The organism is Erythrobacter sp. YT30 (assembly GCF_001542875.1).
Taxonomy (GTDB): Bacteria; Pseudomonadota; Alphaproteobacteria; order Sphingomonadales; family Sphingomonadaceae; genus Erythrobacter.
Window position 1 is genome coordinate 1710603 of the sequence record NZ_LMAF01000002.1, and the last position, 26175, is coordinate 1736777.

The 26175-nt window shown below is 56.0% G+C and carries 25 protein-coding genes; 20 read left to right on the forward strand and 5 right to left on the reverse strand.

Translation table 11 applies throughout. The features are described from left to right. Window positions 1–4 precede the first annotated feature (4 nt). Genes AUC45_RS12925 through AUC45_RS12940 form a run of 4 tightly spaced genes read left to right on the forward strand, consistent with a single transcriptional unit; the run spans window position 5 to window position 4513 of the window. Window positions 5–739 (forward strand): ABC transporter ATP-binding protein, encoded by a 735-nt coding sequence (locus AUC45_RS12925; RefSeq protein WP_067603253.1) that lies wholly within the window; start codon window positions 5–7, stop codon window positions 737–739. Beyond that, entirely contained in the window at window positions 736–2172 is a 1437-nt protein-coding gene (locus AUC45_RS12930) for a DUF3526 domain-containing protein (protein ID WP_067603255.1), read from the forward strand. The genes AUC45_RS12925 and AUC45_RS12930 overlap by 4 nt, the downstream gene beginning before the upstream one ends. After that, a complete protein-coding gene (locus AUC45_RS12935) occupies window positions 2172–3425 on the forward strand; it encodes a DUF3526 domain-containing protein (protein ID WP_067603257.1) in 1254 nt (417 codons plus the stop codon). The genes AUC45_RS12930 and AUC45_RS12935 overlap by 1 nt, the downstream gene beginning before the upstream one ends. A 14-nt stretch (window positions 3426–3439) precedes the next feature. Beyond that, entirely contained in the window at window positions 3440–4513 is a 1074-nt protein-coding gene (locus AUC45_RS12940) for a M14 family metallopeptidase (RefSeq protein WP_067603259.1), read from the forward strand. A gap of 595 nt (window positions 4514–5108) precedes the next feature. On the opposite strand, the gene AUC45_RS12945 is transcribed toward AUC45_RS12940, so the two are convergent. The 5 genes from AUC45_RS12945 to AUC45_RS12965 form a co-directional block, all read right to left on the reverse strand. Then, window positions 5109–5999, reverse strand: a complete 891-nt coding sequence (locus AUC45_RS12945; protein WP_067603261.1) for a DJ-1/PfpI family protein — start codon at window positions 5997–5999, stop codon at window positions 5109–5111. Window positions 6000–6014: 15 nt separating this feature from the next. Further along, window positions 6015–8138 (reverse strand): TonB-dependent siderophore receptor, encoded by a 2124-nt coding sequence (locus AUC45_RS12950; protein ID WP_067603263.1) that lies wholly within the window; start codon window positions 8136–8138, stop codon window positions 6015–6017. An 86-nt stretch (window positions 8139–8224) separates the two neighbouring features. After that, window positions 8225–8665 carry a hypothetical protein gene (locus tag AUC45_RS12955; protein WP_067603264.1) on the reverse strand — a complete coding sequence of 147 codons (441 nt, stop codon included), beginning with the start codon at window positions 8663–8665 and terminating at the stop codon, window positions 8225–8227. A 374-nt stretch (window positions 8666–9039) separates the two neighbouring features. Next, entirely contained in the window at window positions 9040–9816 is a 777-nt protein-coding gene (locus AUC45_RS12960; RefSeq protein WP_233998762.1) for a DUF2189 domain-containing protein, read from the reverse strand. 53 nt (window positions 9817–9869) lie between these two features. Next, entirely contained in the window at window positions 9870–10547 is a 678-nt protein-coding gene (locus AUC45_RS12965) for an OmpW family protein (RefSeq protein ID WP_067603266.1), read from the reverse strand. A gap of 118 nt (window positions 10548–10665) precedes the next feature. On the opposite strand from AUC45_RS12965, the gene AUC45_RS16050 reads away from it, so the two are divergent. The 16 genes from AUC45_RS16050 (at window position 10666) to AUC45_RS13045 (ending at window position 26164) form a co-directional block, all read left to right on the forward strand. Then, a complete protein-coding gene (locus AUC45_RS16050) occupies window positions 10666–10857 on the forward strand; it encodes a hypothetical protein (RefSeq protein ID WP_067603269.1) in 192 nt (63 codons plus the stop codon). Window positions 10858–10861: 4 nt separating this feature from the next. Continuing rightward, entirely contained in the window at window positions 10862–11560 is a 699-nt protein-coding gene (locus AUC45_RS12975; protein ID WP_067603273.1) for a helix-turn-helix domain-containing protein, read from the forward strand. 256 nt (window positions 11561–11816) lie between these two features. Beyond that, window positions 11817–13484, forward strand: coding sequence for a cytochrome-c oxidase, cbb3-type subunit I (gene ccoN / locus AUC45_RS12980; RefSeq protein WP_067603275.1), 1668 nt, complete (start codon window positions 11817–11819; stop codon window positions 13482–13484). A gap of 11 nt (window positions 13485–13495) precedes the next feature. Further along, a complete protein-coding gene (ccoO, locus tag AUC45_RS12985) occupies window positions 13496–14263 on the forward strand; it encodes a cytochrome-c oxidase, cbb3-type subunit II (protein ID WP_067603277.1) in 768 nt (255 codons plus the stop codon). Continuing rightward, window positions 14260–14421, forward strand: a complete 162-nt coding sequence (locus AUC45_RS12990; RefSeq protein WP_067603279.1) for a CcoQ/FixQ family Cbb3-type cytochrome c oxidase assembly chaperone — start codon at window positions 14260–14262, stop codon at window positions 14419–14421. The genes ccoO and AUC45_RS12990 overlap by 4 nt, the downstream gene beginning before the upstream one ends. Further along, the gene (ccoP, locus tag AUC45_RS12995; RefSeq protein WP_067603281.1) at window positions 14414–15367 is read left to right on the forward strand and encodes a cytochrome-c oxidase, cbb3-type subunit III; all 954 of its coding nucleotides are present in this window, start codon (window positions 14414–14416) and stop codon (window positions 15365–15367) included. Before AUC45_RS12990 ends, ccoP begins: the two co-directional genes overlap by 8 nt. Further along, on the forward strand, window positions 15354–16880 hold the full coding sequence (gene ccoG / locus AUC45_RS13000; protein ID WP_082701126.1) for a cytochrome c oxidase accessory protein CcoG: 1527 nt from the start codon (window positions 15354–15356) through the stop codon (window positions 16878–16880). Before ccoP ends, ccoG begins: the two co-directional genes overlap by 14 nt. Further along, window positions 16880–17338: a FixH family protein gene (locus AUC45_RS13005; protein WP_067603283.1), complete on the forward strand. Its 459-nt coding sequence runs from the start codon at window positions 16880–16882 to the stop codon at window positions 17336–17338. Before ccoG ends, AUC45_RS13005 begins: the two co-directional genes overlap by 1 nt. After that, the gene (locus AUC45_RS13010) at window positions 17339–19477 is read left to right on the forward strand and encodes a heavy metal translocating P-type ATPase (RefSeq protein WP_067603285.1); all 2139 of its coding nucleotides are present in this window, start codon (window positions 17339–17341) and stop codon (window positions 19475–19477) included. After that, complete coding sequence (gene ccoS / locus AUC45_RS13015) at window positions 19474–19629, forward strand: cbb3-type cytochrome oxidase assembly protein CcoS (protein ID WP_067603290.1); 156 nt, start codon at window positions 19474–19476, stop codon at window positions 19627–19629. Before AUC45_RS13010 ends, ccoS begins: the two co-directional genes overlap by 4 nt. Further along, a complete protein-coding gene (locus tag AUC45_RS13020; RefSeq protein WP_067603292.1) occupies window positions 19626–19835 on the forward strand; it encodes a hypothetical protein in 210 nt (69 codons plus the stop codon). Before ccoS ends, AUC45_RS13020 begins: the two co-directional genes overlap by 4 nt. A gap of 109 nt (window positions 19836–19944) precedes the next feature. Next, the gene (gene hemN / locus AUC45_RS13025) at window positions 19945–21255 is read left to right on the forward strand and encodes an oxygen-independent coproporphyrinogen III oxidase (protein WP_067603295.1); all 1311 of its coding nucleotides are present in this window, start codon (window positions 19945–19947) and stop codon (window positions 21253–21255) included. A 109-nt stretch (window positions 21256–21364) separates the two neighbouring features. Further along, the gene (locus AUC45_RS13030; RefSeq protein ID WP_197409569.1) at window positions 21365–23221 is read left to right on the forward strand and encodes a DUF294 nucleotidyltransferase-like domain-containing protein; all 1857 of its coding nucleotides are present in this window, start codon (window positions 21365–21367) and stop codon (window positions 23219–23221) included. Between the two features lies 1 nt (window position 23222). Further along, window positions 23223–23888, forward strand: a complete 666-nt coding sequence (locus AUC45_RS13035) for an exonuclease domain-containing protein (RefSeq protein WP_197409570.1) — start codon at window positions 23223–23225, stop codon at window positions 23886–23888. A 123-nt stretch (window positions 23889–24011) separates the two neighbouring features. Next, a complete protein-coding gene (locus AUC45_RS15625) occupies window positions 24012–24377 on the forward strand; it encodes a DUF4212 domain-containing protein (protein ID WP_082701127.1) in 366 nt (121 codons plus the stop codon). A gap of 11 nt (window positions 24378–24388) precedes the next feature. Next, complete coding sequence (locus tag AUC45_RS13045; protein ID WP_067603301.1) at window positions 24389–26164, forward strand: sodium:solute symporter family protein; 1776 nt, start codon at window positions 24389–24391, stop codon at window positions 26162–26164. The last annotated feature ends 11 nt before the right edge of the window (window positions 26165–26175 follow it).

Genomic DNA, 26175 nt, shown 5'->3' on the forward strand with positions numbered 1-26175 from the left:
GGCCATGACATCGCCACTTGAGGCTCGTTCGCTTTCGCTGGTTCGTGAAGGGAATACCGTTTTGGACGGCGTTTCGTTCACGGTCGCGAAGGGTGAAATCTTTGCGCTGCTTGGTGGGAATGGTGCGGGCAAATCCAGTACACTTCTGACCTTCCTCGGATTTCTTGATCCATCGGGCGGCGAAGTGCTCGTGAATGGCAAAAGTGTGGGTAGCGATGTTGCTGGTGCGCGGAACTCGATTGCCTATTTGCCTGAGGCAGCCTCGCTCTATGGTCATCTGACTGCTTACGAGAACCTCGACTATTTCCTTGATCTTGCGGGGAAATCGGCGAGCAAGGACCAGATCAACGTTGCTCTGGATCGCGTCGCCTTGCCGCAAGAGGCACGCACACGCCGACTGCAATCCTATTCCAAAGGGATGCGGCAAAAGACTGCCATTGCTCTGGCCTTGCTTCGCGAGACACCGATCCTGCTGCTGGACGAGCCAACGTCCGGCCTTGATCCGGTCGCGATCGATGAATTTCACGATCTCGTGAAAGCGCTGGCCGAAGGCGGGCAGACCGTGCTCATGGTGACGCATGACGTCTACGGCGCTTGTCAGGTGGCTGACCGGGTGGGTCTGCTGAGACACGGAAAGCTGGTGGGCAGTTTCGCCGCCGAGAAAGGGCAGCGGATCGATACCGAAACGGTACACGCCGCATTTGCCGGTCGCCCACATTTTCAAACGGATGCAGCATGAGCACGGTTTTGCGCATCGCTCGTGAAGAATGGAGGCTTTGGTTACGCTCCAAAGTCGTGGTTGCGGCGGCACTAATTGTCGCGGTGCTTTTGGCGGCAACAAGCGTGCTAACGGTCAATCGCGTCGCGGAAGAGCAATCGCAGCGTATCGAGCAACAAATCGCTGCGGAACAAACGTTTTTCGCTCAACCGGATCGCCATCCGCACCGAATGGTCCACTATGGCCACTATGCATTTCGTCCTCCCCCTCCGCTTGCGGTGTTTGAACCGGGAGTCGACGCGGTGACGGGTCAATCGATCTTCTTGGAAGGGCACCGCCAGAACACCGCCATGTTTGCCGACACCAAGGCCGCCGCTGATCTTGGCGGATTTGCGTCACTGACACCGGCGATCCTGTATCAATTGCTTTTGCCGCTCCTTCTTATCGTGCTGGGCCATGCGATGTTCTTGCGCGAACGCGAAAGCGGCACTCTGGCAGTGATGCTGGCGCAGGGACAATCGGGCACGAAACTAGCGTTGGGCAAGGCGGCTGCTCTTCTTGCTGTGATCGCGATATTCATGATCCCGCTCATCGGTGTCGCAGCCTACTCGGTCAGCTTGGGCGAAAGCGCGCTGGCGGCCACGTCTCTGGTCGCAGGGTATTTCTTATACCTTTGCATTTGGGGCGGGATCGTCCTTGCCGCGTCAATCCTTCTCAAACAGCGTGCGGTTTCGCTAGGAGCGCTGATCTTTGTCTGGCTCTTTGCGGCGCTCATTGTCCCGCGCTTCGCGATCAACGCGAGCAGCGCCGTGATCGATGCTCCCGGCAAGATCGAAAGCGATCTTGTAATGCTGGCTGAACAGCGCAAGCTGGGCGACGGGCACAACGCGGCCGACCCCGCTTTCATGCAGCTTCAGGCTCAGGTCCTTGAAGAGTACGGTGTCGAAACCATCGAAGAACTGCCGATCAACTGGCGCGGCGTCGTGGCATCCTATTCGGAAGCCGAGCTGACTGAGCTTCTCAATTCCTATGCTGACAAACGTATGGAGCTTGAAGCGAGCCAATCTCACCTGTTCGGACTGTTTGGCTTTGCCTCACCAACTATCGCAATCAGCTCAGCCTCGCGCACTTTGTCAGGAACTGATCTTGCCACCCATCACCGCTTCCTGCGCGAGAGCGAGGATCTGCGATTTGGCTTCGTGCAAGCTCTCAATGAAAAGCACGCGACTGATCTCGACTACACGGCTGACATCAATCGCAATAACGGCGAAGAAGCATCGCGAGCCGCCCGCATCAATGCGAACGCTTGGCAGGTGCTCGACGAATTCCGGTTCGAGCCGGACAGCGCGGTGCAGAGAATGGATCGTGCGATGCCGTCGCTTGGGATCCTAATTGCGTGGCTGATTGCTGCGAGCGGCGTCGTCTATCTAGCCTCCCGCAAGGTGAGGCTCTGATGCTCCGCCATCTGTCGCGCGAAACCCGTTTCCTTGCGAAAGATCGCGGCGCTGTTTTTTGGCTATTGCTTGCGTTCGTGCTCTCGGTTGTTGCGGTATCTTTCGGCATTGCCGAGGTTCGCGAGCAACGCGAAACCATCGCGACACTGATCGAAGAGGATGCAGCTGACCGCTCGAACGCTCTGGAAGGACAAGAGGATTGGGGGAGTGCGGCATATTACGCTTTCCACCTCACCTACGCGCCGCCATCCGACTTCGCGTTCGCGGCGATGGGGCAACGTGACAGCAGCTCGTGGAAACACCGTGTCCGGATGCTCGCGCTAGAGGGTCAGATTCACGAGGCTGATACGCGCAACGCGGATTTCGGCCTCGTGGGACGCTTTGACTTCGCGTTTTTGGCAGCCTCTGTCGCACCGCTGCTGCTGATCCTGTTGCTCTACGATCTTCGCGCATCGGAGAGAACTATGCGACGCCATGATCTGTTGGTGGCAACAGCCGGGTCATCGCGATCCCTCTGGCTACCCCGAGCGCTTGTCCGCGTCACCGCGCTTGCTCTGCTTCTTCTGATGCCGCTCTGGGTCGGATCAACAATCGAAGGGACGGCTGCAAGCCTGACACTGCAGGCAAGCGGCATCGTCATCGGTTCGCTGCTAATCTGGTGGCTGATCGTCGAACTCGTCAGCCGAATTGACGCATCGCCCTCGATCCTGCTGACGTCGCTTATCGGACTGTGGCTCGCTATTGCGATCCTGGTGCCTGCCGTTTCCAAGGCCGTGATCGAGGCTGCTAATCCTGTGCCCGACGGCGGCGAAATCCTGTTGCTCCAACGCGAAACGGTGAACGATGCCTGGGACTTGCCCAAAGAGGCAACTATGGACCCGTTTGTGGAGAGGCATCCCGAATACGCAGACCATTCTGAGATTGGCGAAGAGGGCTTCGAGTGGAAATGGTATTACGCATTTCAGCAAGTCGGTGATCAAGTGGTCGAACCGCTGGCGACACAATACCGCGAAGCCCGGCTTGCGCGCGACAAGCAAGCAGGTGTCGCTGCCTGGGCTTCGCCGACATCTCTGGTTGAACGCGCTTTTGAGAAACTTGCCGGAACAGACGCCCGATCGATGATCGCATACGAAGACCGCGTGCGAGACTATCATCGCGAATTGCGAGCCTTCTACTACCCCTTGATGTTCCCCGAAGAGCCCTTTGATGAGGAACTCTTGAGCGGATTGCCCGCTTTCACTCCAACGTCTTAGGAGTTCGCTCAAATATGCTGAAAAGCTTCTCAAGCCTCGCCCTGTGCTGCATTGCTTTGATGTTAGCACCCGCCGCCTTCGCCCAAGAGCCAAATGCGCTAACCATCGCCGATCAGAGCGTCGCTCCGGGCACGCGAGCGGACTTTCGGATCACCGTCCCAGCACGCGGAGATGAACTGGAAAGCTTCATTCCCGTAACCGTTCTTCACGGCGATGAGGAAGGCCCGGTCTTAGCCACCGTAGCAGGCGTTCATGGATTTGAGTTCTCATCCATCCTTGCGGTCGATCGATTGCCAGATCGAATTGATCCGACGGATTTGTCTGGCACAATCATATTTGTGCGGATCGCCAATATTCCTTCGTTTGAATATCGCACACCGCACTTAAATCCAGTTGATCGGAAGAACCTCAATCGCAGCTTTCCCGGCAGCCCAGATGGCACGTCGACCGAGCGTATTGCTGATCTGATATCACGGGAAGTTGTGGCACGCGCAGACTTCCTGATGGACTTGCATTCAGGTGACGCGGGTGAGTTTTTGGAGCCATTTGTAGGTGTTTATGGCGGGCCGCTTGCTACTGATTTCGACCTCGCACTAGAGGTCGCGCGCGGTTTTGGCTTCCCCAATCTGGTGCAATACAAAATGAACACGCAAGAGCAAGTGGACACGCGCCGCTCGCTCAACCGACAGGGCGTCGCCGCAGGCATCCCCACCATCCTGGTGGAACTTGGCGAGAATGGCAGTCGTTTAGAAGAGCACGCAGAACGGGTCGCGACCGGCGTTCAAAACGCCCTCGGCATATTGGGCATGTGGGACAAACCTCGCACCAACGTTCCTCCCGCCGTGCGGTATTTCGAGAGCTCAACTGCGGTACGTGCAGAACATTCCGGAATCTACTACCCTGTCGATCTGGATCGCCGTTATGTGTTCGAGGGAGACCTGATTGGGACAATCCGCGACTACACCGGCAAAGAAGTTCAGAGGCTCTACTCACCGATTGACGGGTATGCGCTGTACGGCAAACGCGGCCCATCGATGCGCGAAGGCGATCCTGTGATTACTATCGGGATTCCAACGGAGGCATTTTGAGTCTAGACATTCTGCCCTCCGCGCGCCTCCGTACCCGAGCGATCCCGCATCGTATCCTAACTTCGATCTCGCAGATAACAGCTAGAGAGTAGCTGATAGGTCTTTGGCGATCATTCTGATCGAAGGAGGCAAGAAATGGGCTATTCACGCTATCATCCCGCTTAGATGGGACGGCAATCTAGGAACGCCGGGGGGATAGTCGGCGCAAAGAACACGCTCACCTCGTTGATGAATGAGTTAGCGCTATAGGATTGCGACCGCGAGATTATGGCACGCGCTTGCTAAGACGAACTAAGGTTGCACTCATCTACGAGCGGCACAGATCTCGCTCGGGCACACGAAGATCGAAACAACTGTCCGCTGCCCCGTCGTCGATATCGAGGTCGCGTTTGAACTCTCGTATGTAAGCGAGGTTTAGACGGGTGAGTGTCGCGTCCGCTTTCGCGGCGGTCCCTCCTAAAAGTGGACCAACCGCTTCCGGCCCGGCTTGAGGCCTCGCTCGATGACCGAAGCTGGACGGTGAAAGCGGACTTTGCCCAGTAGGAGCAAGTGCTGAACGAGCGAACATGGAAGACTCTCGTCCAGCACTCCTAGTCTAGGAAGCAGCTAGTGCTCGGAACTCTTGCGCGACGGGGCTGAACATCAGCTCCATCATCTCGCCAACATCCTCGGAAGCATCCGCGAGGCTTCCCGCTTTGATGGGTGGTTCAGGGTCATATTCGGCCTGAAGCACCAATGTTTCAGCATACTTGCGCCCTCGAAGCTGCTCGACCAGTGCGATAGCGAAATCGAGGCCCGCTGAGACGCCTGCACCGGTGAGGATGTTGCCGTCTTGCACGACGCGTTCGTCGGTAGGGATCGCTCCATAGTCGGCTAGAATCGGGAAGGTCGCCCAGTGCGACGTCGCCTTCTTTCCGTCCAGCAATCCAGCTTTCGCAAGGATCATTGAGCCCGTGCACACACTGGTGATATTCTTGGCGCGCGAGGCCCTGTCTTTAACCCAGTCCATGATCCGTTCCGAGTTCATCACGTCCAGCGTGCCTTTCGTACCGCCGGGCATGAATAGGACGTCGAGATCGGCAGGCGTTTCTTCCAGCGTGACAGTCGGTGCGATTGCAAGTCCGAGGTCGGACGCCACCGGTTTTAGATCAGGCTCGGTCGTCACGAGGTGCACCTTTGCTCCGAACATGCAGGCAAAGAAGTAATGCGGCCCAACAAGATCGAGCGCTGTGAAGCCGGGATAGAGCAGCATCGCGACTTCTTCGTTCTTGAACAGGTTGTCTCCATACAGCTCGGTCATCAGCTTATCGTGACGCGCTTTCATCGCCTGTTGTTCTTCAAGCGAGGGGGAGCCCTTTGCGCTGGTATGCCCGCTGTGATCGCCGTGGCCGGCATGTTGGGCCATGGCCCGTTCAATCGCTAGGAATGGCGCAAGCATCGCTGCTCCGGTCATTCCGCTCAAGAGCGCTCTTCTGTTGATCGTCATTGCCTTTGTCCTTTCCTAGAGTTCGAAACCGAGTGTGATAAAGGCGGAACGTGGATTGCCCGGACGCACCACATCTTGCGCGAAGTATTGGTAGGGAACGAAATAGTCGGCATTGAAAATGTTATCGAATCTGAACCCAAGCCGCACATTATCCCATTTGTAAGCCAACTGCGCATCGGTCACGACATATCCATCGACCTCAGCGCCATTGGGTAGGGTGATGACAGTGTCGCTTGCACCGGTAAGACCCGCACCAAATTCCAACCCAGCCAGCTTGCCATTCAGGAACCGGTAGCGCGCAGCAATCCTTCCCTGATGCTCCGGCACTCGCACGAGCCGGTCCCCTGCAGGGATCACTGTGTCTTCGATGATGCGCGCGTCGGTGTAGGCATAGCTTGCAAGCAGAGAGAATGCGGGTGTGGGTTCAAAGATAATATCAGCCTCGATGCCCTCGCTGCGTTGCTCTCCGGTCTGGATTGATGTGAAGAAAGTCGTCGGATCAGGTGTCGGCACATTGGTGCGGTCGATCCTGTAGACGGCCAGCGTGCCAGACAACCCTACATCATCGAGACCGAACTTGATCCCAGCCTCATAGCTTTCGCTGCGCTCTGGCAGCGGAGGCTCGGCGCCATTGAAGAAGATCGAAAGCCTCGATCCAGTCGCATATCCGGCGAACAGGCTTATCCCTTCGGTCACATCGAAAGTGATGCCAAACCGAGGGTCCCATTCCTGATAGGTCTCGTTGTTGCCAGCACCGCCGACGATTTCATCGATCCCCAACTCCGAATAGCGGATCGAGGCGAGAATATGCACCCTGTCAGCAATGGTGATCTGGTCCTGCGCATAGACTGCGAAGGTGTTGTATTGATTGGTCAGGAAGGTCGTGAGATCGGGCACCGGGAAGAAGTCGAAATCGGAAGCCGGATTGGCGTAGTCGAACGGAAAGACATTGAAGAGATCAAAACCCGACGCCGCGTTGTAATCCGCCTGATCCCACTGCACCCCGCCGAGAATGACGTGTTCGATTGCGCCGGTTGTGAATTCGGCAGTCAGTGAGCCGTCGACTGTCCATTCATCAACGCTCGCAGGCAATTGCCCGCGAATTTGAGGGCAGGATGTATCGCTCAGACCGGAGGCTGCGCCGCAAGGAAAGAAGGCGAGAAACGGCGATGAGGCAAACTCGCGAAAGTCGTTCTCGTATCGCCTCCCGCGTAGGTTGAAGGTCAGGCCATCGGACAGCCGTTGCGTCCATTCTAATTGCGCAGTTAGGTTCTGGACATTGGTGTTGGGCGCATTCGTCGAGCCCGTGAAACGATCCGGATCAACGCGCGGGTCGTCCTGAAAGATCGCGGGAAGACCCGCATATTCGAGCTGGTCAATCTCGCTGTAAGTGAAGCGTCCAACCACTTCGGTGTCGGGCGACGGAGCCCAGCGGATCGAGGGCGAAATTAGCAGCCGTTCAATATCGACCACGTCAATATTGTCCTCAGTCGATTGGTATTCACCAACGACACGCGCGGACAGCGTATCGGTCAGGGCTGCGCCCAGATCGACTGCCGCCGAATAGCTCTCAAAGCTACCGAACCGCACCCTGCCTTTGACGTTGTCCTCGCCATTCGCGGTCTTTGAGACAAGATTGATAAGGCCGCCCACTGGCGATCCGGTGCCGCCTCCGAACAGCGTAGACGTAGGACCTTTAGCGACTTCTATCCGCTCGACATTCCAGAGGCTACCGGGGTCGATAACCGCTGTGTCGCCATATCCGATAAGCCCATCAGTGAAGATTTCTGCCTCAAAGCCGCGCACAATCGGGTTGGCGAGTACGAGTTCGGATGGCAGCGAAGGGACTACACCTGAGACGTTGCGAAGAGCTTCGTCGAGCGTGACGAGTTCCTGATCCTCGATCAGCTGCTCAGTCAGCACCTGGATCGATTGGGGCACCTCGTTGAGAGGAACAGGAGTTCGCGTCGCGGTTGCTTGATCGACCGAGTAGGCATCACGCTCACCGATGACGGTGATGTCGCCGGGCGTCCAACCGCCCCGTTCAATGTTTTCAGCGTTGTTTTCTTGGGCGAATGCTGGCGAGGCAGCAGAAAGCATAGTTCCGGCAAGAAGCGCCGGGAAGAGGGTACGTTTCATATCTTATCCTTACGCACGCGCAAGAGCGGCGATGCTCAAGCGCAAGAAACCGAACGGCATCTAAGCCGTGCTTTGTTTGGGGTTTCTCAGGTAAAGGATGGTGGGCCGCGCAGAGGCGGGCGAAGATTGGAAAGCCTTGGCAGACAGATGGGCGTGCGCGGCGCAAGGCCAAGTAGGAGTGTGAACGCCAGCGCCAAACCAAGGATGACCGGATCATTTGCGCCAGTCGCGAGCTTGTTGATGCCAGCAAGGGCGCAGTCCTTAGACTGATTGCTAGATGAGCCATCGCCTTCACCATGACCCATGTTCGCATGATCCATGTTCGCATGATCCATCATGCTTTGATCGATTTGAGGCTTGGCGGTGCGTCCGAGCGGATGAGTATCAGGGCAGATAAAGACAGATGGCCATCCGCTTTCGGAGGTCGCAATCATGTATCCCGCAGGTGCTAGCGAGTTTAGACCTAGGCTTGCGAAAAGCAGGAAAAGCAAAGCATAACGCAACCGGCTCGTGATATGCTGTATCATCGGCATTCGCGTGAGCGGTTACGCGGCCCGTTCGCTCTTGTCACGTCGATTTCGACGTCCGAAACTGAATCGTTGGCTGAATGGCTGCTTTGACACTCGTTGTGCTCCGAACCCGACAGCCCGCTTTTGGGGTGCAAAACGCAAATTGATCGGAGACAGCTTCCTTTGTGACTTCCACCATCGGCATTTTTTCATAAGTTTTTTTGGAAAGCTTAGAGCGGGCACTCCAACTCTACAGATCCTGTGACCTGCACGGGCCAATTTGTTAGCCAGATACAGAGCACTTTGCATCGATTGGGTTGTTGTGCGTCTTAGCTACTAGCAAAGCGCAATTGGACATGGGAGCGCCTTGCCGCAGCACAGTAAGAGACTTCTCAAGGCTCCGAGCCAACCCTCCGATAGAGGTGCCATGTGGAATGACCAAGTACGGGCAGAACGACCAGCAAACCCAGAAACGCTGGGATCATCGCGAGGAATAGCATGGCCGCGATCATGAACGCCCAAACGAGAAGCACCGAAGTGTTCGCTCGGAAGATGCGTAAACTGGCAAGGATTGCGCTGATGAAATCAACCCGCTGCTCTACAAGCATGGGCAGGCTGAAGACCGTGATTACGAAGAATACGAGCGCTATGACCGCTCCAAAAACACTGCCTACCAGCAGCATCTGCATTCCTGCTGGGGTTAACAAGAATGCCAGTGATTCTGATCCTGCACCCGCTTCGACCAGAAAGATCGAGAAGACGAGGTGTGCGATGATCACCCAGAAACCAAATCCCACGAAGATGATCACTCCCATACTCAGGATCTGATCATCGTCGCGGCCTTTGATCGCTCGCAGAACATCTGGCCAACTCATCGCCAGGCTGGATTCGCGGCGACGGCTCACTTCGTAAAGCCCAACCGCCGTAAAGGGAGCGAGTAAGGGGAAGCCAGCCGCGGCCGGAATAAGCCATGAAATCTCGCTCCACCCGATCATCGCGTAAATGAGAAGAAGACCGGAAAGAGCAAATACGGCGCCGAAACACAGGCCATATTGCGGCTTGGCCCGAAAGTCGCTCCAGCCCGCTCGCAAGGCCGCAAAAAGATCTGAGATTGTCAGTTCGCCGGCCGTCGCGAGCGGTTTTTGATTGGTATTGCCAATGTTCTCCACGTGACACCTCCCATCATCGCCCTGACGACAATGGTAGCATGACGCAGTGGCTATCAAAAGCGGTACGAAACGCCTGCGCTAAGCACCCACGGGTCAAGATCGTGGTCATTCTCGATCACCAGCGTGTCGCCAACGAACCAGCGAGCAGTCGTCCCGATGAAATAGCGTTTTGCATCAAGGCTTACGCCGAAACCGCTATCGCCGACGGGCGCATCGAGACCGGCCTGAAGAACGAAACCAAATTCATCCGACAAGGTCGTGTTCGTCACACCAAGAGGTGCGGTGCCTGCGGCGGTATCATCGACATCGAGCCAGATGAAATAGGCTGCACCGGCACCAACGTAGGGCTTCACGCCGCCAAGATCGAAATGCGCCTTTGCTGTCACTGTCGCGGGTAGCAGAAGACCGTCCGAAACCAGCTCAGTGCCGTCGGGAAGTCCGGCAGTCGCATCGACATCATGCTGTGTGGTTCCAGCGATCGTCTCAATAGAGAAGTTGTTGGTAATGAAGTATTCTGCGGCGATTGTCGGGACGACATTGTCATTAGCCTTTGTCTGGAGGCCGTCCGTGATTCCAACAAGGTCAACGTTGGTCTGATCGATTTCGCCGTCAGGCAGCACTGCAGTTCCCAGAAGTTTGATCTGGATATTCCCAGCATCATCCTGAGCCAGAGCAGGTGTACTCATCGTCGCGAGTGCAACTGTTCCGGCGAAGAGTAGAGTTTTTCTCATGTCGAATATTCCTTGGTTAAAACTGTTTCTTTGAGGAAAAGCTGGATTTGCTTTCTGAGATTTGACTTGGTTCTGTCGTCGGCCAAATGGCAGACCGAATGGCCTAGGCCGGACTATAATGATCCGTGCGTCGATCATGCTTTTCGATCCCATGGCAGCAGTGGCCACCCGACGTGGCCCAGGATGTTTGCTGACTTCGGCGGGCTACTATTTCGAAGATTGGCCTGCATTGATCCAGATCAATGTGATCAGACTGGCCTTAGCCCAGAACAACCCTTGTCCTGCCGAGGCGGAGGAATTTGGGGCATGAGGCCATGACGTTTCCCGATCTGTTTGAACGGTTCGCGACCGACATCCTTCCCATGAGTATATCGGATGCAACTCACCTGAAGTTTCAGTCACTGGCTCGCTATGTAAGCGCTAGGTGTGGTGATGCGCCGTTCACGGGTAGCGGCCACGATCAGATGGTCTTTATTGCGCGGGGAAGCACAAAACTGGTCGCTCAGGCATCGCATGGGCGCGAGCAAATCGTGGCGTTCAACTTTGAGGGTGATCTAGTGTCAGTACCGGCACGAGCAGCCCATGCTTATTCCTTGATTGCGCTGGTCGATTGCGAGCTAATTTACTTCCCCGCAGACAGGTTTTTCCAATTGGCCCAAGAAGAAGCGGTCATCGTTGCGACCATGCTGGATCGTGCATTGCAAGCGCTTTCGCGGTGCCGAGAGAAGACCATTACTCTAGGCCGAAAGACGGCGCAGGAGAGGCTTTCGAGCTTTCTGATAGCGATGGGAGACCGAATTGGTGTGGCCTGCGATAAAGGAGTGGCGTTGGACTTGCCGATGTCGCGACGTGATATTGGAGACAGCCTTGGACTGACAATAGAAACAATCAGTCGCCAACTCACCGAACTGCGTTCTGAAGGACTTATCGAAACTCCGGGCCGTTCTCAGATATTGCTGCTCAATCGTGTGGAATTGAATGCGCGCGCTGGGCATATGCAGGTAGCCGCCTGATTTAATTTCGAAAATTGATCCAGATCAATGAAGTTCGATCTTCATCAGGATAGCAAGTGTCCAGCCAAGTTGACAGGTGAGAGCGCGTTGGACGGTTTTTTCGGGCTCATTCCTCCGACCTAGTGGCGCTGAATGAATGCTGCTTCGGCAAATGAAAGGAAAATGAGGCGCAAAGTTCGCGCCAGTTTGATTTGAGTCAAATACGGGATCGATCTTCGTCGGCAATGAAGGCGCAGATCAAAAAGGGATCGACATTATGGAAGCTGTACTGGGTCGGCTGGGCGTCTATTCGCTCATCCTAATAGCTGTCATCGCTGCCATCGCAGGTGCGCAAGACGCAGGATTTGCGGTTCACATGACAATTGTCGGTGTTGCCATTGCTATCATGATGGTGGCAACTTTGGGCAGCTTCGATCCTCTGAAAAAGGCTCAGAGCATATTCCGAATGCCGCCTGGTCCTGAGCGCTACGATGACGATGTAGTGCGCTGGGGTGTAATCGCGACGATGTTCTGGGGGCTCGCTGGTCTTGCCGCAGGGCTCTTTATCGCTCTGCAGATGGCATTCCCGATCCTTAATCTTGAACCGTACCTGACCTTTGGGCGCGTGCGTCCGTTGCATACATCGGCGGTCATCTTCGCATTCGGGGGTAACGCCCTGCTCGCGACCAGTTTTTATGTAGTTCAGCGCACGTGCCGTACAACGCTGGCCTTGCCTTCACTCGCTCGGTTCGTGTTCTGGGGCTATCAATTATTCATCGTGCTGGCGGCCACCGGGTATCTGCTTGGCGTGACCCAGTCGAAGGAATATGCAGAGCCCGAATGGTATGTCGACTTGTGGTTGACGGTGGTTTGGGTCGCATACCTTGTGGTTTTTGTTGCGACCTTGCTTAAGCGAAAAGAGCCGCACATTTACGTTGCCAACTGGTTCTTCCTCGCTTTCATTATCACTGTCGCGATGCTGCATGTGGTGAACAACCTTGCGATGCCCGTAAGTCTTTTGGGATCGCGCAGCTATTCGGCTTTTGCAGGGGTTCAGGATGCGCTGACGCAGTGGTGGTATGGCCACAACGCAGTCGGTTTCTTCCTTACCGCCGGCTTCTTGGCGATGATGTATTACTTCGTCCCGAAACAGGCGAACCGGCCGGTCTATTCCTACCGCCTGTCGATCATTCACTTCTGGTCGCTGATCTTCCTCTACATTTGGGCAGGGCCGCACCACTTGCACTACACCGCGCTGCCTGACTGGGCGCAGACCTTGGGCATGGTGTTTTCGATCATGCTGTGGATGCCGAGCTGGGGCGGGATGATCAATGGCCTGATGACGCTCAACGGCGCATGGGACAAAATCCGCACCGATCCTATAATCCGCATGATGGTGATGGCGCTCGCCTTTTACGGCATGAGCACATTCGAAGGGCCAATGCTCTCAATCAAAGCGGTGAACAGCCTTTCGCACTACACCGACTGGACAATTGGCCACGTCCACTCCGGCGCCCTTGGATGGAATGGCATGATCACGTTTGCCTGTGTTTATTTCCTTGTCCCCAAGCTTTGGAAGAAAGAACGGCTCTATTCGCTGCGTATGATCAATTGGCACTTCTGGCTCGCGACACTGGGGATCGTTCTTTACGCGGCCAGCATGTGGGTGGCCGGGATCACTCAGGGCCTGATGTGGCGCGAGTATGGCTCTGACGGATATCTGGTAAACAGCTTCATTGACAGCGTGGCGGCGCTTCATCCGATGTATCTTATGCGCGCCACCGGCGGCCTGCTTTACCTCTCCGGTGCTATCATCATGGCGTACAATATCTGGATGACGATCGCCGGATACCAGCGCGACGAAGCGCCGATGAGCGACATGGAGTACGACGAGCGGGCTGATCGACCGCTTCCTGCACAACCCCAAGCGCAACCTGCTGAATAAGGAGCCATACGATGAGCACGACCTCACCTGATCAGGGCGCCTTTGAGGGCCATAAGAAGCTTGAAAAGAACGTCACTCTCTTGGCGGCGGCAACCTTGGTGACAGTCGCCATTGGTGGCGTTGTCGAAATCGCCCCGCTGTTCTGGATCGATAATACGATTGAAGAAGTGGAGGGTATGCGTCCTTACACGCCGTTGGAACAGGCTGGGCGTGACATATATATTCGAGAAGGCTGCTACACCTGTCACAGCCAGATGATCCGCCCATTCCGCGACGAGGTGGAGCGCTATGGCCACTACTCGCTTGCCGCTGAAAGCATGTATGATCACCCGTTCCAATGGGGATCAAAGCGCACGGGGCCGGACCTGGCTCGCGTAGGTGGTCGCTATTCGGACGAATGGCATGTTCAGCACCTAAAGAACCCGCAAAGCGTTGTGCCGCAGAGCATTATGCCGAGCTATAGCTTCCTTGCCGAAACGCCGCTGCAAGTCGCCGATATCTCTGCCAACCTCACCGCCTTGCAGCGGGTTGGTGTGCCCTACAGCGCAATTGATATCGAAATGGCGGAGAATGATATGTTCGCACAGGCTGATCCTGAATTGGATGCCGGTGATCTGCAGGAACGTTACCCCAAGTCGCAAATCCGCGATTATGACGGCGATCCAACCAGGGTGACTGAAATGGACGCGCTCGTGGCCTACTTGCAAATGCTGGGAACGCTTGTCGATGTCGACAGCGCAGCTGCCCAGACCGAACTCGCAGAGGAGTTGGGTCGATGAGTCTGTACGAAACCTTGCGCCACCTCGCCGACAGCTATGGGCTGGTGATGATCTTCGCACTCTATCTCATTCTGTGCGGCTGGCACTTCCTTCCGCGCACCCGCAATGGTGTTGAGCAAGCCAAGCACTCGATCTTCGAGGAGGATGACAATGGCTGACAAACATCGGGTTGATGAACCTACCGGGACGGAATTCGTTGGCCATGAATGGGACGGGATTGAAGAGCTCAACACGCCGCTGCCGCGCTGGTGGCTGTGGACCTTTTACGCCACCATTGCTTGGGCCGCAGTTTATGTCGTGCTCTATCCTGCTTGGCCAATGGTCGAAAAGGCGACTGATGGAGTCCTTGGCTGGTCAAGCAGAGGTGAATTGGCGGAAGAAATGGCGAATGCGGAGATAGCCAGGCAAGACGTGTTCGAACGGATCGCAGCAACAGACATTACGAAACTATCCGCTGATCCTGAATTGTTAGGGCAAGCTATTTCTGGGGGTGCTTCTGCCTTCAAGCAGCATTGCGTTCAATGCCACGGCGCAGGCGCTGCAGGCTATGAGCAATATGGCTATCCCAACCTCAATGACGATGACTGGATCTGGGGTGGTGACCTCGCTGCGCTCGAATATACGCTGACGCATGGCATCAGGTGGGAAGGATCAGACCAGACGCGCGTCAACTATATGCCTGCCTTTCAAGGTGTTTTTGACAAAGTGCAAATTGATGCGGTGACAGCGCACGTCCTCTCGCTCAGTGGAAAGGGTCAGAGCACTCCGATGGGTGCTGAACTCTACGAGCAGAACTGCGCAGCCTGCCATCAACCCAATGGCGAGGGTGATCCCTTGCAGGGCGCGCCTGCACTGAACGATGCCATTTGGCTTTACGGCGATAGCGAGGCGAGCATTCGGCAACAAATTGCACTACCCCGTCACGGCGTGATGCCAGGTTGGAGCGACAAGCTTGATCCGGTGACTATCAAGATGCTGGCCGCATACGTGCATTCGCGCGGCGGGGGTCAAGAGCAGGAGGTAGAGGAGGCGCCGGAAGTCTCAGAAGATGGCGCTGAAACCGTTGCTGCGGCTGAGGGAGCGGAGGACAATGGTCAACTCTGACCAACTTGAACGTCCAACGGATCAGCGCAGTAAATGGGAGCGTGCGCTCGACAAGACAGGTAGCGCTAAGAAGCCGGCTGAGCAGGGCCACTCCTCGCTCTATGAGAAACGCAAAAGCGTCCATAACAAGCGCATTGATGGCCCATTCCGGCGATTCAAATGGCTGGTTATGATTGTCACTCTGACCATCTACTATGTCACGCCGTGGCTGAGATGGGATCGTGGGCCTTACGCTCCTGATCAAGCGGTGTTAATAGATCTGGCCAATCGCCGGTTTTACATGTTCGATATCGAAATCTGGCCGCATGAATTCTACTTTGTGGCCGGGCTTCTGATCATGGCAGGCATCGGCCTGTTCCTCGTGACAAGCGCGGTGGGAAGGGCATGGTGCGGCTATGCCTGTCCGCAGACAGTGTGGACTGATCTGTTTCAGCATATCGACCGATTTATCGACGGTGATCGCAACGCCCGTATGCGCCTCGATAAGGCTCCTTGGGGAGCGGCGAAGACCGCGCGCCGCGTCAGCAAATGGGGAGTGTATCTCCTCATCAGCCTCGTGACAGGTGGTGCTTGGATCCTCTATTTTGCAGATGCTCCGACCTTATTAGTGGAATTTTTCCAGGGGGAGGCCTCGCCAGTTGCCTACATGACTGTCGCGGTACTGACCGGCACCACGTTCTGGTTGGGCGGTTTTATGCGTGAGCAAGTCTGCATTTATATGTGCCCGTGGCCGCGAATCCAGGCTGCAATGCTTGATGAGAAGTCGCTGCTGGTGACATACAAGGATTGGCGCGGTGAGCAGCGCGGAAGTCTTAAGAAGGCCCAGAAAAATCCTGACAAGTATGGTGATTGTGTCGATTGCCGTGAATGTGTGGCTGTCTGCCCGACGGGGATCGACATTCGCGAAGGCCAGCAAATTGGCTGTATCACGTGCGGATTGTGCATTGATGCGTGCGATCGGGTCATGAAGGATATCGGGCGCCCGCGCGGCCTTATCGACTATGCGACGCTCGACCAATGCGAAGCGGAAGCCGCTGGTGCCGCACCAACACCTGCCTGGAAGGCGCTGCTACGACCGCGAACGTTCGTCTATTTTGGCATTTGGGGCGCCATTGGTGCGGGATTGCTGTTTGCACTTGGCACGCGCACGCACACTGATTTGACTGTGTCACCCGACCGCAATCCGCCATTTATGCTGATGAAGGATGGATCGGTGCGCAACGCCTTCACTTTGAGACTGCGCAATATGGAAGCGCGCCCTCGTGATATGGAAATAGCCCTTTCAGACCTTCCAGCTGGGTCGGTTATGTGGACCGACCGGATCGGTCGCGAGGACGCTGCTGCGAGCCAGGTCATCTCAGTACCGGCCAATGAAACGCGGATCGTGCGCGCTTACGTTACTGTGCCGATCGGCACCGAACCGGACGCTTTCTCCTTTGAGCTTACGTCGCTTGACGAGCAGCGCGAGCGGGACATTGAGCGGACCACTTTCACACTTCCAGGAGCCAATTGATGGGCACCAAATCGACTAAATCGCAATTCACCGGGCGCCACATGGCAATGATCTTCGTCGCTGGCTTCGGCATCGTCGCAGCGGTCAATTTCTACATGGCAAGCCTCGCCGTTGGTGGCTTCCATGGTGTTGTGGTGAAGAACTCCTACGTGGCAAGTCAGAAGTTTAATGGCTGGCTGGAGGCGGCTGAGGCCTCACGTGCACTGGGCTGGAAAGCAGCGGCAAAGCGCGATGCCGAAGGTTTCGTAACCATCGCCACCGAGGATGTGCCCACTGGCGCACAAGTTAGCGCAGAGCTGCGCCGCCCGATTGGCAAGCAGGCATTTGCGAGCCTCACATTCGTGCCTTTGGGCGATGGCGCATTCCGATCAGATAAAGCAATCGATCAAGGACGCTGGACCATGCGTTTATCCATCACATCTGGCGATGACATCTGGACCAGCGAGAGCGAGCTTTAAGTGAACGCGCAAAGCGCCTTTACTCCTCCTCCCACTGACAAGCTTAGTTCTGCGCGCTTTACCGTGCCCGGCATAAAGTGCGCTGGCTGCATTGCGAAGATTGAGCGCGAGCTACCGAAAGTTGAAGGCATCGCCAGCGCGCGCGTCAACTTCTCGGCCAAGCGTGTCGCGATCGAATATGGCCCCGCGATAGATGAGAAAGGCCTAACCGAAGCGCTCGCCGGAATTGGCTTCGAAGCCCAGGCCGTGGATGACAACCCGCTGGGTGCCGACGATGCCGAACGCAAGCAGCTTGTGCGCGCATTGGGCGTGGCCGGTTTTGGCATGATGAACATAATGCTGCTTTCGGTGAGCATCTGGTCAGGGGCAGAAGGGGCAACGCGAGAGCTCTTCCACTGGCTCTCCGCGCTGATCGCGCTTCCAGTAATTGCTTATTCGGGCAGGCCCTTTTTCTCCTCAGCTCTGATGGCTTTGAAGCACCGCCGCACCAATATGGATGTGCCGATTTCGATTGGTGTTATCCTTGCGACAGCGCTCAGCCTCTATGAGACCGCAACCGGCGGCGAACACGCCTATTTTGAAAGCGCTGTCATGCTGCTCTTTTTCCTGCTCGCGGGACGCGCGCTTGATGCTGTTATGCGAGATCGGACACGTGCCGGCATTGGTGCACTTCTGGGGCGGATGGGGAAATCTGCTCAGATTATGCGCGAAGATGGCTCAACCCAAACCATCGCATCTGCAGACCTTGAGCCGGGAATGATCGCATTGGTTGCTGCTGGCGAAGCGCTAGCGGCCGATGGCGAGGTGCTTGAGGGCATCAGCGCTATCGACAATTCCATGCTGACCGGGGAAAGCGCGCCTGACCCGATCTCTGAAAGCAGCGTGGTCTTGGCAGGAGCGATAAATCTCCTCGCTCCAATCCGCGTCCGGCTGACAGCCACTGCAGAGGACACTGCAATCGCCGATATTGCTCGGTTGATGGATGAGGCCGGGCAGTCGCGGAGCTCCTATGTGCGCATTGCAGACCGAGCGAGCCGCGCTTACGCGCCTGCTGTGCACACTTTGGCTGCACTTGCGTTTGTTGGCTGGATGATTGCGGGCGCGGGCTGGCATCAGTCGCTCATCATTGCGATCGCCGTTCTGATTATCACTTGTCCCTGCGCAATGGGCCTCGCCGTGCCCACTGCTCAAGTGGTCGCCTCAGGTGCCCTCCTAAAACGCGGTTTGCTCATCAAAGACGGTAGCGCGCTTGAGCGATTGGCCGAATGCGATGTTGCTCTGATGGACAAGACCGGCACGCTAACGGTCGGCGATCCAATGCCCAAATTCTCCCATCTAAGCGAAGCGCATAAATCAGTGGCATTGGCTCTCGCCCAGTCGAGCACGCATCCGCTGAGCAAGGGCATTGCCAAGCAACTCCAGGCCAACAGGATTGAGCCTGCTTCGCTTTCCGCCATCGCCGAAGTTCCTGGCGAAGGAATTTGCGGATCTTGGGGAGGGCAGGACGTTGCGCTCGGTCGGCCCTTATCTGCATCTCTCGAGCCAGGATCTTCTGGTCTGGTGAGCGAATTGCGGGTTGGCAATCAGCGACATCTCATTCCTTTCCACGATTCGCTGCGCAGCGATTGCGCAGAAACACTCAGCCTGATGCAAAGGCTTGGCATGAAGCCATCGATTATCTCTGGGGACCGGAGCGCGTCGGTTGAAATAGTCGCAGAGCAATTGGGTATCGAGGGGCAGGGCGATGCCAGCCCTAAGGACAAGCTCGAGCGATTGGGAGCGCTTAAAGAAGCGGGTCATTTTCCGCTAATGGTCGGCGACGGTTTGAACGATGGTCCCGCGCTTGCAGCCGCGCATGCTTCCATTGCGCCTGGAACTGCCAGTGATGCTAGCAAGCAGGCTGCCGATGCCGTGTTCCTTGGCGAGCGCCTTATGCCGGTCGCTCTTGCGATAAAGGCTGCGCGCGCGACCATGCGCATTGTCCGGCAAAATTTCGCCTTCTCCATATGCTATAACGTGCTTGCAGTACCACTGGCGCTGTTCGGCTATGTCACGCCCTTGATCGCCGCAATTGCCATGTCGGTGAGCAGCCTCGTGGTGGTCGCCAATTCTCTTCGTCTCAATGGAGCGGCGAAATGACCAGCCTCCTGATCCTTATTCCCATTGCGCTATTGATGGGCGCGTGCGGGCTTGCCGCATTCTTCTGGGCGATGAATTCTGGTCAGTATGAAGACCTCGATGGGGCGGCAAACCGCATCCTGATCGACGAGGAAAGGGAAGAGTCGCAATGAAAGCCATGCTTGGCATTGCCGCGCTCGTCCCGCTGATGACGGGACCGCTGCCGCAAGAAGAGACCGCACTGCTTGTGTCGCTGTGCGGCGGAGGCGAGATTAGTATCCCGCTCAGCGATGATGAAGGGCAGGGGCGCGAATGCGACCCGCAAGCCTGCCATGCTGGTACTTGCCGCTCCAAATTGAAGAAGAGTGATTTGATCTAGCGCAAAGACGCATCTGATAGCGCGATCCATAGCGTGCTGCAGGCAGACCCCCTTCCTTCCTCCCCGGAAAAGGGCGGTCTGTCAGCCTAGCGAAAATGGAGCGATCTAAATGTGGCCCTATTATCCCGACCTGCTCGAAACCCCTGTCCCGCGCTATACCAGCTATCCGACGGCGGCCGATTTTGGAGCGATCGCACCGGGAGCGCTGCAGCAGCAAATTGAGAAGACGACGGGCGACGTTTCGGTATATGTTCATATCCCGTTTTGTGAAAAAATCTGCTTTTACTGTGGGTGCAATACGGCTGCGAGCGGGCGTCGCCAACGCGTCGAAAGCTACCTTGCAGCGCTTCACAACCAGCTTGAAACAGTCGCGAACCTTCTTCCCCGTGTCGCTAGCGTACGCCGTGTTGCTTTTGGCGGTGGTAGTCCGAACGCAATTCTGCCAGATGAGTTCATTGACTTGATAGATGCGATCGACCGCAACTTTTTGCTTACTGATACAGAATGGTCGATCGAGCTCGATCCACGCACGATGTCGAGCGAATGGGCTGAGGCGATTGGCGAGGCTGGGATCACACGCGCAAGCTTGGGGGTTCAAACTTTCGCCTCGCATTGCCAGCGCGCGATCGGCCGGGAGCAAAGCGATGGCTTGATCTGCCGGACAATCGATTGGGTGCGCGGGGCGGGCGTGACCTCGCTCAACTTCGATCTCATGTATGGACTGCCCGGCCAAACAGATGAAGATTTGTTCGATACGCTCGAATACACACGGTTGCTGGGTGCGGATCGGATTGCATTGTTCGGTTATGCGCACGTGCCGCAAGTGATCCCGCGTCAGAAAGTGATCGATGCAAGTGCATTGCCTAGCCGTGACGAGCGATTTGCCATGGCACAGCTTGGCTTCGAATATCTCACTTCGCAAGGCTATCAAGCGGTTGGGTTTGATCATTTCGCTTTGCCTTTTGATCCGCTGGCGATGGCGGCGCGTGAGGGACGGCTGCACCGCAACTTTCAGGGCTTCACCGATGATCCCGCGCCTACAATGCTGGGGCTGGGCGCATCTGCCATCAATGTCTTTCCCGAGCTGATCGCTCAAAACGAAAAGAATTCGGGCCGCTACCGAATGCTTTCATCGCAAGGATTGCTCTGCGCACAGGAAGGCATTGTCCGTTCGGCCAAGGATCAGATGTTGGGCGGAGTGATCGAGGACCTGCTGTGTCGCCATTCGGTCAAATTGACACCGTGTCTGCTCGCCCAGCAAAAGGATCGGCTCGAGCCGTTTCTTGCGCGCGATCTGGCAAGGCTAGAGGGCATGACACTCACCATCACAGATGATGGATTGCCCTACGCACGAGTAGTTGCGAGCCTGTTCGATCCCTATCGTACGAGCACAAAGCGGCGTTTCAGCTCCGCTATTTAGGGCTCGCTGTGATCGAGCGGCTTGCCAACACCTAGGATTACCCAGTGCATCTAAGACGAATGGGCAATGGCGGCCGTGGGCGAAGTAGTCTATTTTGTGGGCAATGAGCATGGAAATCGCCGAAGTTGCCAAGTTTCTCAAAGGCACGACCGCATTTGAGACGCTGAGCGATGAGCAACGTGCAAAACTCTCGCGGCATGTGGAAATCCGATATGTCAGGGCGGGCGAAGAGATCATCCGCGCTGGCACCAAAAATGAGTACCTATTTCTTGTACGATCGGGTTCGGTAGAGCTGCGATTGGCAGGCAATGAACTAACGGCCCGGCTGGGTGCGGGCACCGCTTTTGCCTATCCGTCATTGTTGCGTGGCGGGGAAGTGCGCAACACCACGTGCGCAATGGAAGACACCTTGCTTTACGCCATTGGCGCAGAGCATTTTCACACGCTTCGAAAAGAGAATGAAGGCTTCAAGGCGTTCTTTGCAAGAGATGAAACCGAGCGCATCCGCCATGCATTGAAGGCGCGCAGAGAGTCTTCTGGCTTCCAGTTGGACCGGCAAGAGGTTGGCGACTTGATTGGTCGCTCCGACCCAATTTCCTGTCCGCCTTCTGCGAGTATTTCCGATGCCGTCATGACCATGAATGAACATGATGTGAGCACACTTGCCGTTTGCGAAGGCGGTGACTTGCGTGGCATTTTCACCGACAAGGATTTGCGCAACCGAGTGGTGGCGAAATCGCATTTGCTGAGCGAGCCGATAACATCGGTTATGACGGCCTCACCCAAGACACTTTCCACCACTGCAAACGCTGCAGAGGCCATGGCTTTGATGGCAAGCGGCGGATTTCGGCATATTCCGCTTACCAATGGCGATGGCACACTAGCAGGAATCTTGAGTGCGACCGATATACTTTCGGCAATCGGCAATAACGCAATCGACACGGGTATGATGATCGCAAAAGCGCGGACTGAAGCTGAACTGGTCGAAGCTGCCAGTCTCATTCCCGAGAGTTTTACCGCGATGGTCAATTCAGGAATGCATGCGGCCCAGGCGATGCGATTCACTTCGGCCCTTGGGGAAGCGGTTCATCGCAAGGCAGCCCAATTGGCGGAAAAGGCAGTTGGCGAGCCGCCTTGCGAATATGCCTTCGTTGTCTTCGGTTCGCTAGCGCGCGAGGAGCAATTGATCGGCTCTGACCAGGATAACGGCTTTGTGATCGCTGACGGCGCGAACGAGGCTGATCTCAGCTATTTTGAGCGGTTGGGAGAGCGTGTTTCCCATCTCCTCGATGAATGCGGCTTTGTCTTTTGCAAAGGCGGCATCATGGCGAAGAATGCCGAACAGAGATTGACGCTATCTGGATGGCGGGAACGCTATGACGACTGGATTTCGCGACCCACCGAGGATCGGATCCTACGCGCGACTATATTCTTCGACATGAGGCATATCCACGGCGATGAAGTTCTTGTGCGCGAGCTGCACAATGCCACCGTTAGCCAATGCTCCGAAAACCCGCTTTTCATCAGCTATCTTGCGAGAGATGCACAGCGCAACAAAGTGCCGCTCGGGATATTCAAGAACTTGGTTCTCGAGAAATCAGAAGACGGGCAAAAAGTGTTCGATGCAAAGCGTCAGGCGATCATGCCGATCGTCGACATTGCGCGCACCAATGCGCTGGCTGCGGGGCTGAAAGAGGTCGGAACGATTGACCGACTGCATGCACTTGCCGACTGTGGTAAGATCAACAAGGATGACGCGCAAAGCCTTGAGGACGCGATGATCCTCGTCAACGAAATGCGCGTTGCGCACCAGGCGCGCCAGTCAACCAGGGGAGAGAAACCGAACAATCGTATTGCCCCTGCGGACCTGTCCCCGCTTGAGCGCGATTACTTGAAAGACGCCTTTTCTGTTGTGCGTGAAAGCCTTGATGCGTTGCGGCGCAATTTGGCTGGCGGGATCGCGTGATATGTTCGCCAATTGGCGGTTTGAGCGCGCGCTGCGTCCACTCAAGCATCATGCAAATCCGACGCTTAAATCGTTTGGCAATGCCGATTGGCCCGATCGCAGCACGCGGCTCGATGAAGCACCGTATCTGGCGCTCGATTTCGAATTGGATGGCTTAAGCAAAGACGCGCATCTCCTTCAGGCGGGCTGGTTGCCATTCGAAGGGCGCAATATCGCGCTGTGCAGGGCACAATCGTTCGATATCAGAAGCGATGCAGAGCTTAATGCAAAGGCAGTCACCATTCATGGCATCGGTGAACAACGCGCGGCCCGAGGCGACAAGATTTCGAATGTAATCGAAGCCCTTATCAACTCGCTCTCGGGGCGGATCATGATCGCCCATGCAGCGGGTATCGAGCAGCACGCACTGCAGCGCGCCGCCAAGGCCGTGTTTGGTGTAAGTCTTCCGGTTCGCTGTATCTGCACGCTAAGGCTTGAGCGACAAATTCACCCCAATCTCGTGGGCAGCGAGGCATACCGGCTTGGCCCAAGCCGCGAGCGTTACGGTTTGCCTGATTACAGCGCTCACGACGCATTGACCGATGCCATCGCAGCGGCCGAGTTGTTTCAGGCCCAAATCAGCCGAATGCCAGCCAACTCTACTCTCGCAGAGGTCGAAGCCGCCTGATCGAGCCGCTCCCTTTCACCCTAAGACTAAAGTCGCTCTCCTCACACTTGCCTCGGCCACGTAGCCTGCAGGGGAAGGTTCGCGGATTCTCTACGCGACCGAAGGAGAAGGAAGGGGAAAACAATGGACGATCCAGGTACAACTGCCGATCCCGGCGATTTCGATGAAGGCTCGGGCGAGGCACAAGATTTCCCCGCTGAGCCCCATAGTGAGCAATCCACTGTTGAGACTAGCGAAACAAGTGCTTCGGAGAACGCCTATTGGCGCGAAAACATAAGGCTTCTCGTTTCACTCATGGTGATCTGGTTCGCCTGTTCATTTGGTGCAGGCATCTTGTTCCGCGATTTCCTCGATCAGTTCAATTTGGGCGGATATCCGCTCGGCTTCTGGTTCGCGCAGCAAGGCTCGATCTACATCTTCATCGCGCTCATCTTCTTCTACGTTGTTCGTATGAAGCAGATCGAACGCAAATACGATCTCGACGATTAAGGGGGGGGATCATGGAAACACAAACCTTAATCTATCTCTTCGTAGGCGCCAGCTTCGCGCTCTATATTGGCATCGCCATCTGGAGCCGCGCAGGGTCTACGAAAGAGTTCTATGTCGCCGGCGGCGGCGTGAATCCCGTCGTCAACGGAATGGCAACGGCTGCCGATTGGATGAGTGCAGCCAGCTTCTTGTCCATGGCAGGCCTTATTGCCTTCATGGGTTATGACGCGTCTGTCTACCTGATGGGCTGGACTGGCGGATATGTGATGCTTGCATTGCTACTCGCACCATACTTGCGGAAATTCGGACAATTCACTGTGCCTGATTTCATCGGGACACGGTATTATTCGAAAGCTGCGCGTGTGGTAGCGGTGATCTGTCTGATCTTCATCAGCTTCACCTATATCGCAGGCCAGATGCGTGGTGTTGGGATTGTGTTCTCACAATTCCTCGATGTCTCGATCTTCTGGGGTGTGATCATCGGTATGGGTATTGTCTTCATCTACGCTGTTCTGGGCGGGATGAAGGGGATTACTTACACCCAAGTGGCGCAATACTGCGTGTTGATCACCGCTTACATGGTGCCGGCTTTCTTCATCAGCTTCATGCTGACAGGAACGCCTCTTCCGCAGATTGGTCTTGGTTCTGTGGTGCAGGACGGATCAGGCATGTATATGCTTGAACGGCTGGATAACGTCCTCGTGGAACTTGGTTTCAACCAATACACAGCTGGTAGCAAGTCGATGATCGACATGTTCTGCATCACCATGGCTCTGATGGTTGGTACGGCCGGTCTGCCGCACGTGATCGTGCGTTTCTTCACGGTGCCCAAGGCATCGGATGCACGCAAATCGGCAGGCTGGGCGCTGATCTTCATCGCTTTGCTCTACACCACCGCTCCTGCAATTGGCGCCTTCGGAATGTACAACCTCATCAACAAAGTTGACGGGGTAGCCTATTCCGAAGTCGAGCCGTTCTTCACCAACTGGGAAGATGCGGACCTCTATGCCTGGCAGGACAAGAACGGCGATGGCGTGATGCAATATCGCCCGGGTGCCGCTTTCGAAGGCAAACCTGAGTTTACCGGAGAAACCGGTCCTTCAGGTGAGCGGATCGTGGCCAACGCACCAAACATGGAAAGCGAGAACGAGGTCTATGTAGATCGCGATACGCTTGTCCTTGCCAATCCGGAAATCGCTGACCTACCGGGTTGGGTCGTGGCCTTGATGGCGGCGGGCGGTCTTGCAGCAGCGCTTTCAACGGCGGCTGGTCTCCTGCTGGTGATATCGAGTTCTGTCAGCCATGACCTCTTGAAGAGCACGTTTGCGCCGAACATTTCGGCCAAGGGTGAGCTTCTGGCCGCACGGCTTGCAGCAACTGCAGCGATCTGTGTCGCGGGCTATCTCGGCATCTATCCTCCAGGATGGGTCGCTCAAGTTGTAGCCTTCGCCTTTGGTCTGGCTGCATCCAGCCTGTTCCCGGCAATCTTCATGGGCATCTTCTTCAAGTCGATGAACAAGGAGGGCGCAATTGCAGGCATGGTCTCTGGCTTGGTCTTCACCTTCAGCTACATCCTTTATTTCAAGCTGGTGAATCCAGCTGCGAACGTGGCGGACAACTGGCTGTTTGGTATCTCGCCGGAAGGCATTGGAGTGATCGGTATGCTGATCAACTTTGGTGTGGCGATTGCGGTTGCCAGCATGACCGCAAAAACTCCGCAAGAGATCCGCAAGCTTGTGGACTCCATTCGCGTGCCACGCGGTGCGGGTGAGGCCCACGCGCACTAGGGTCGCAACCT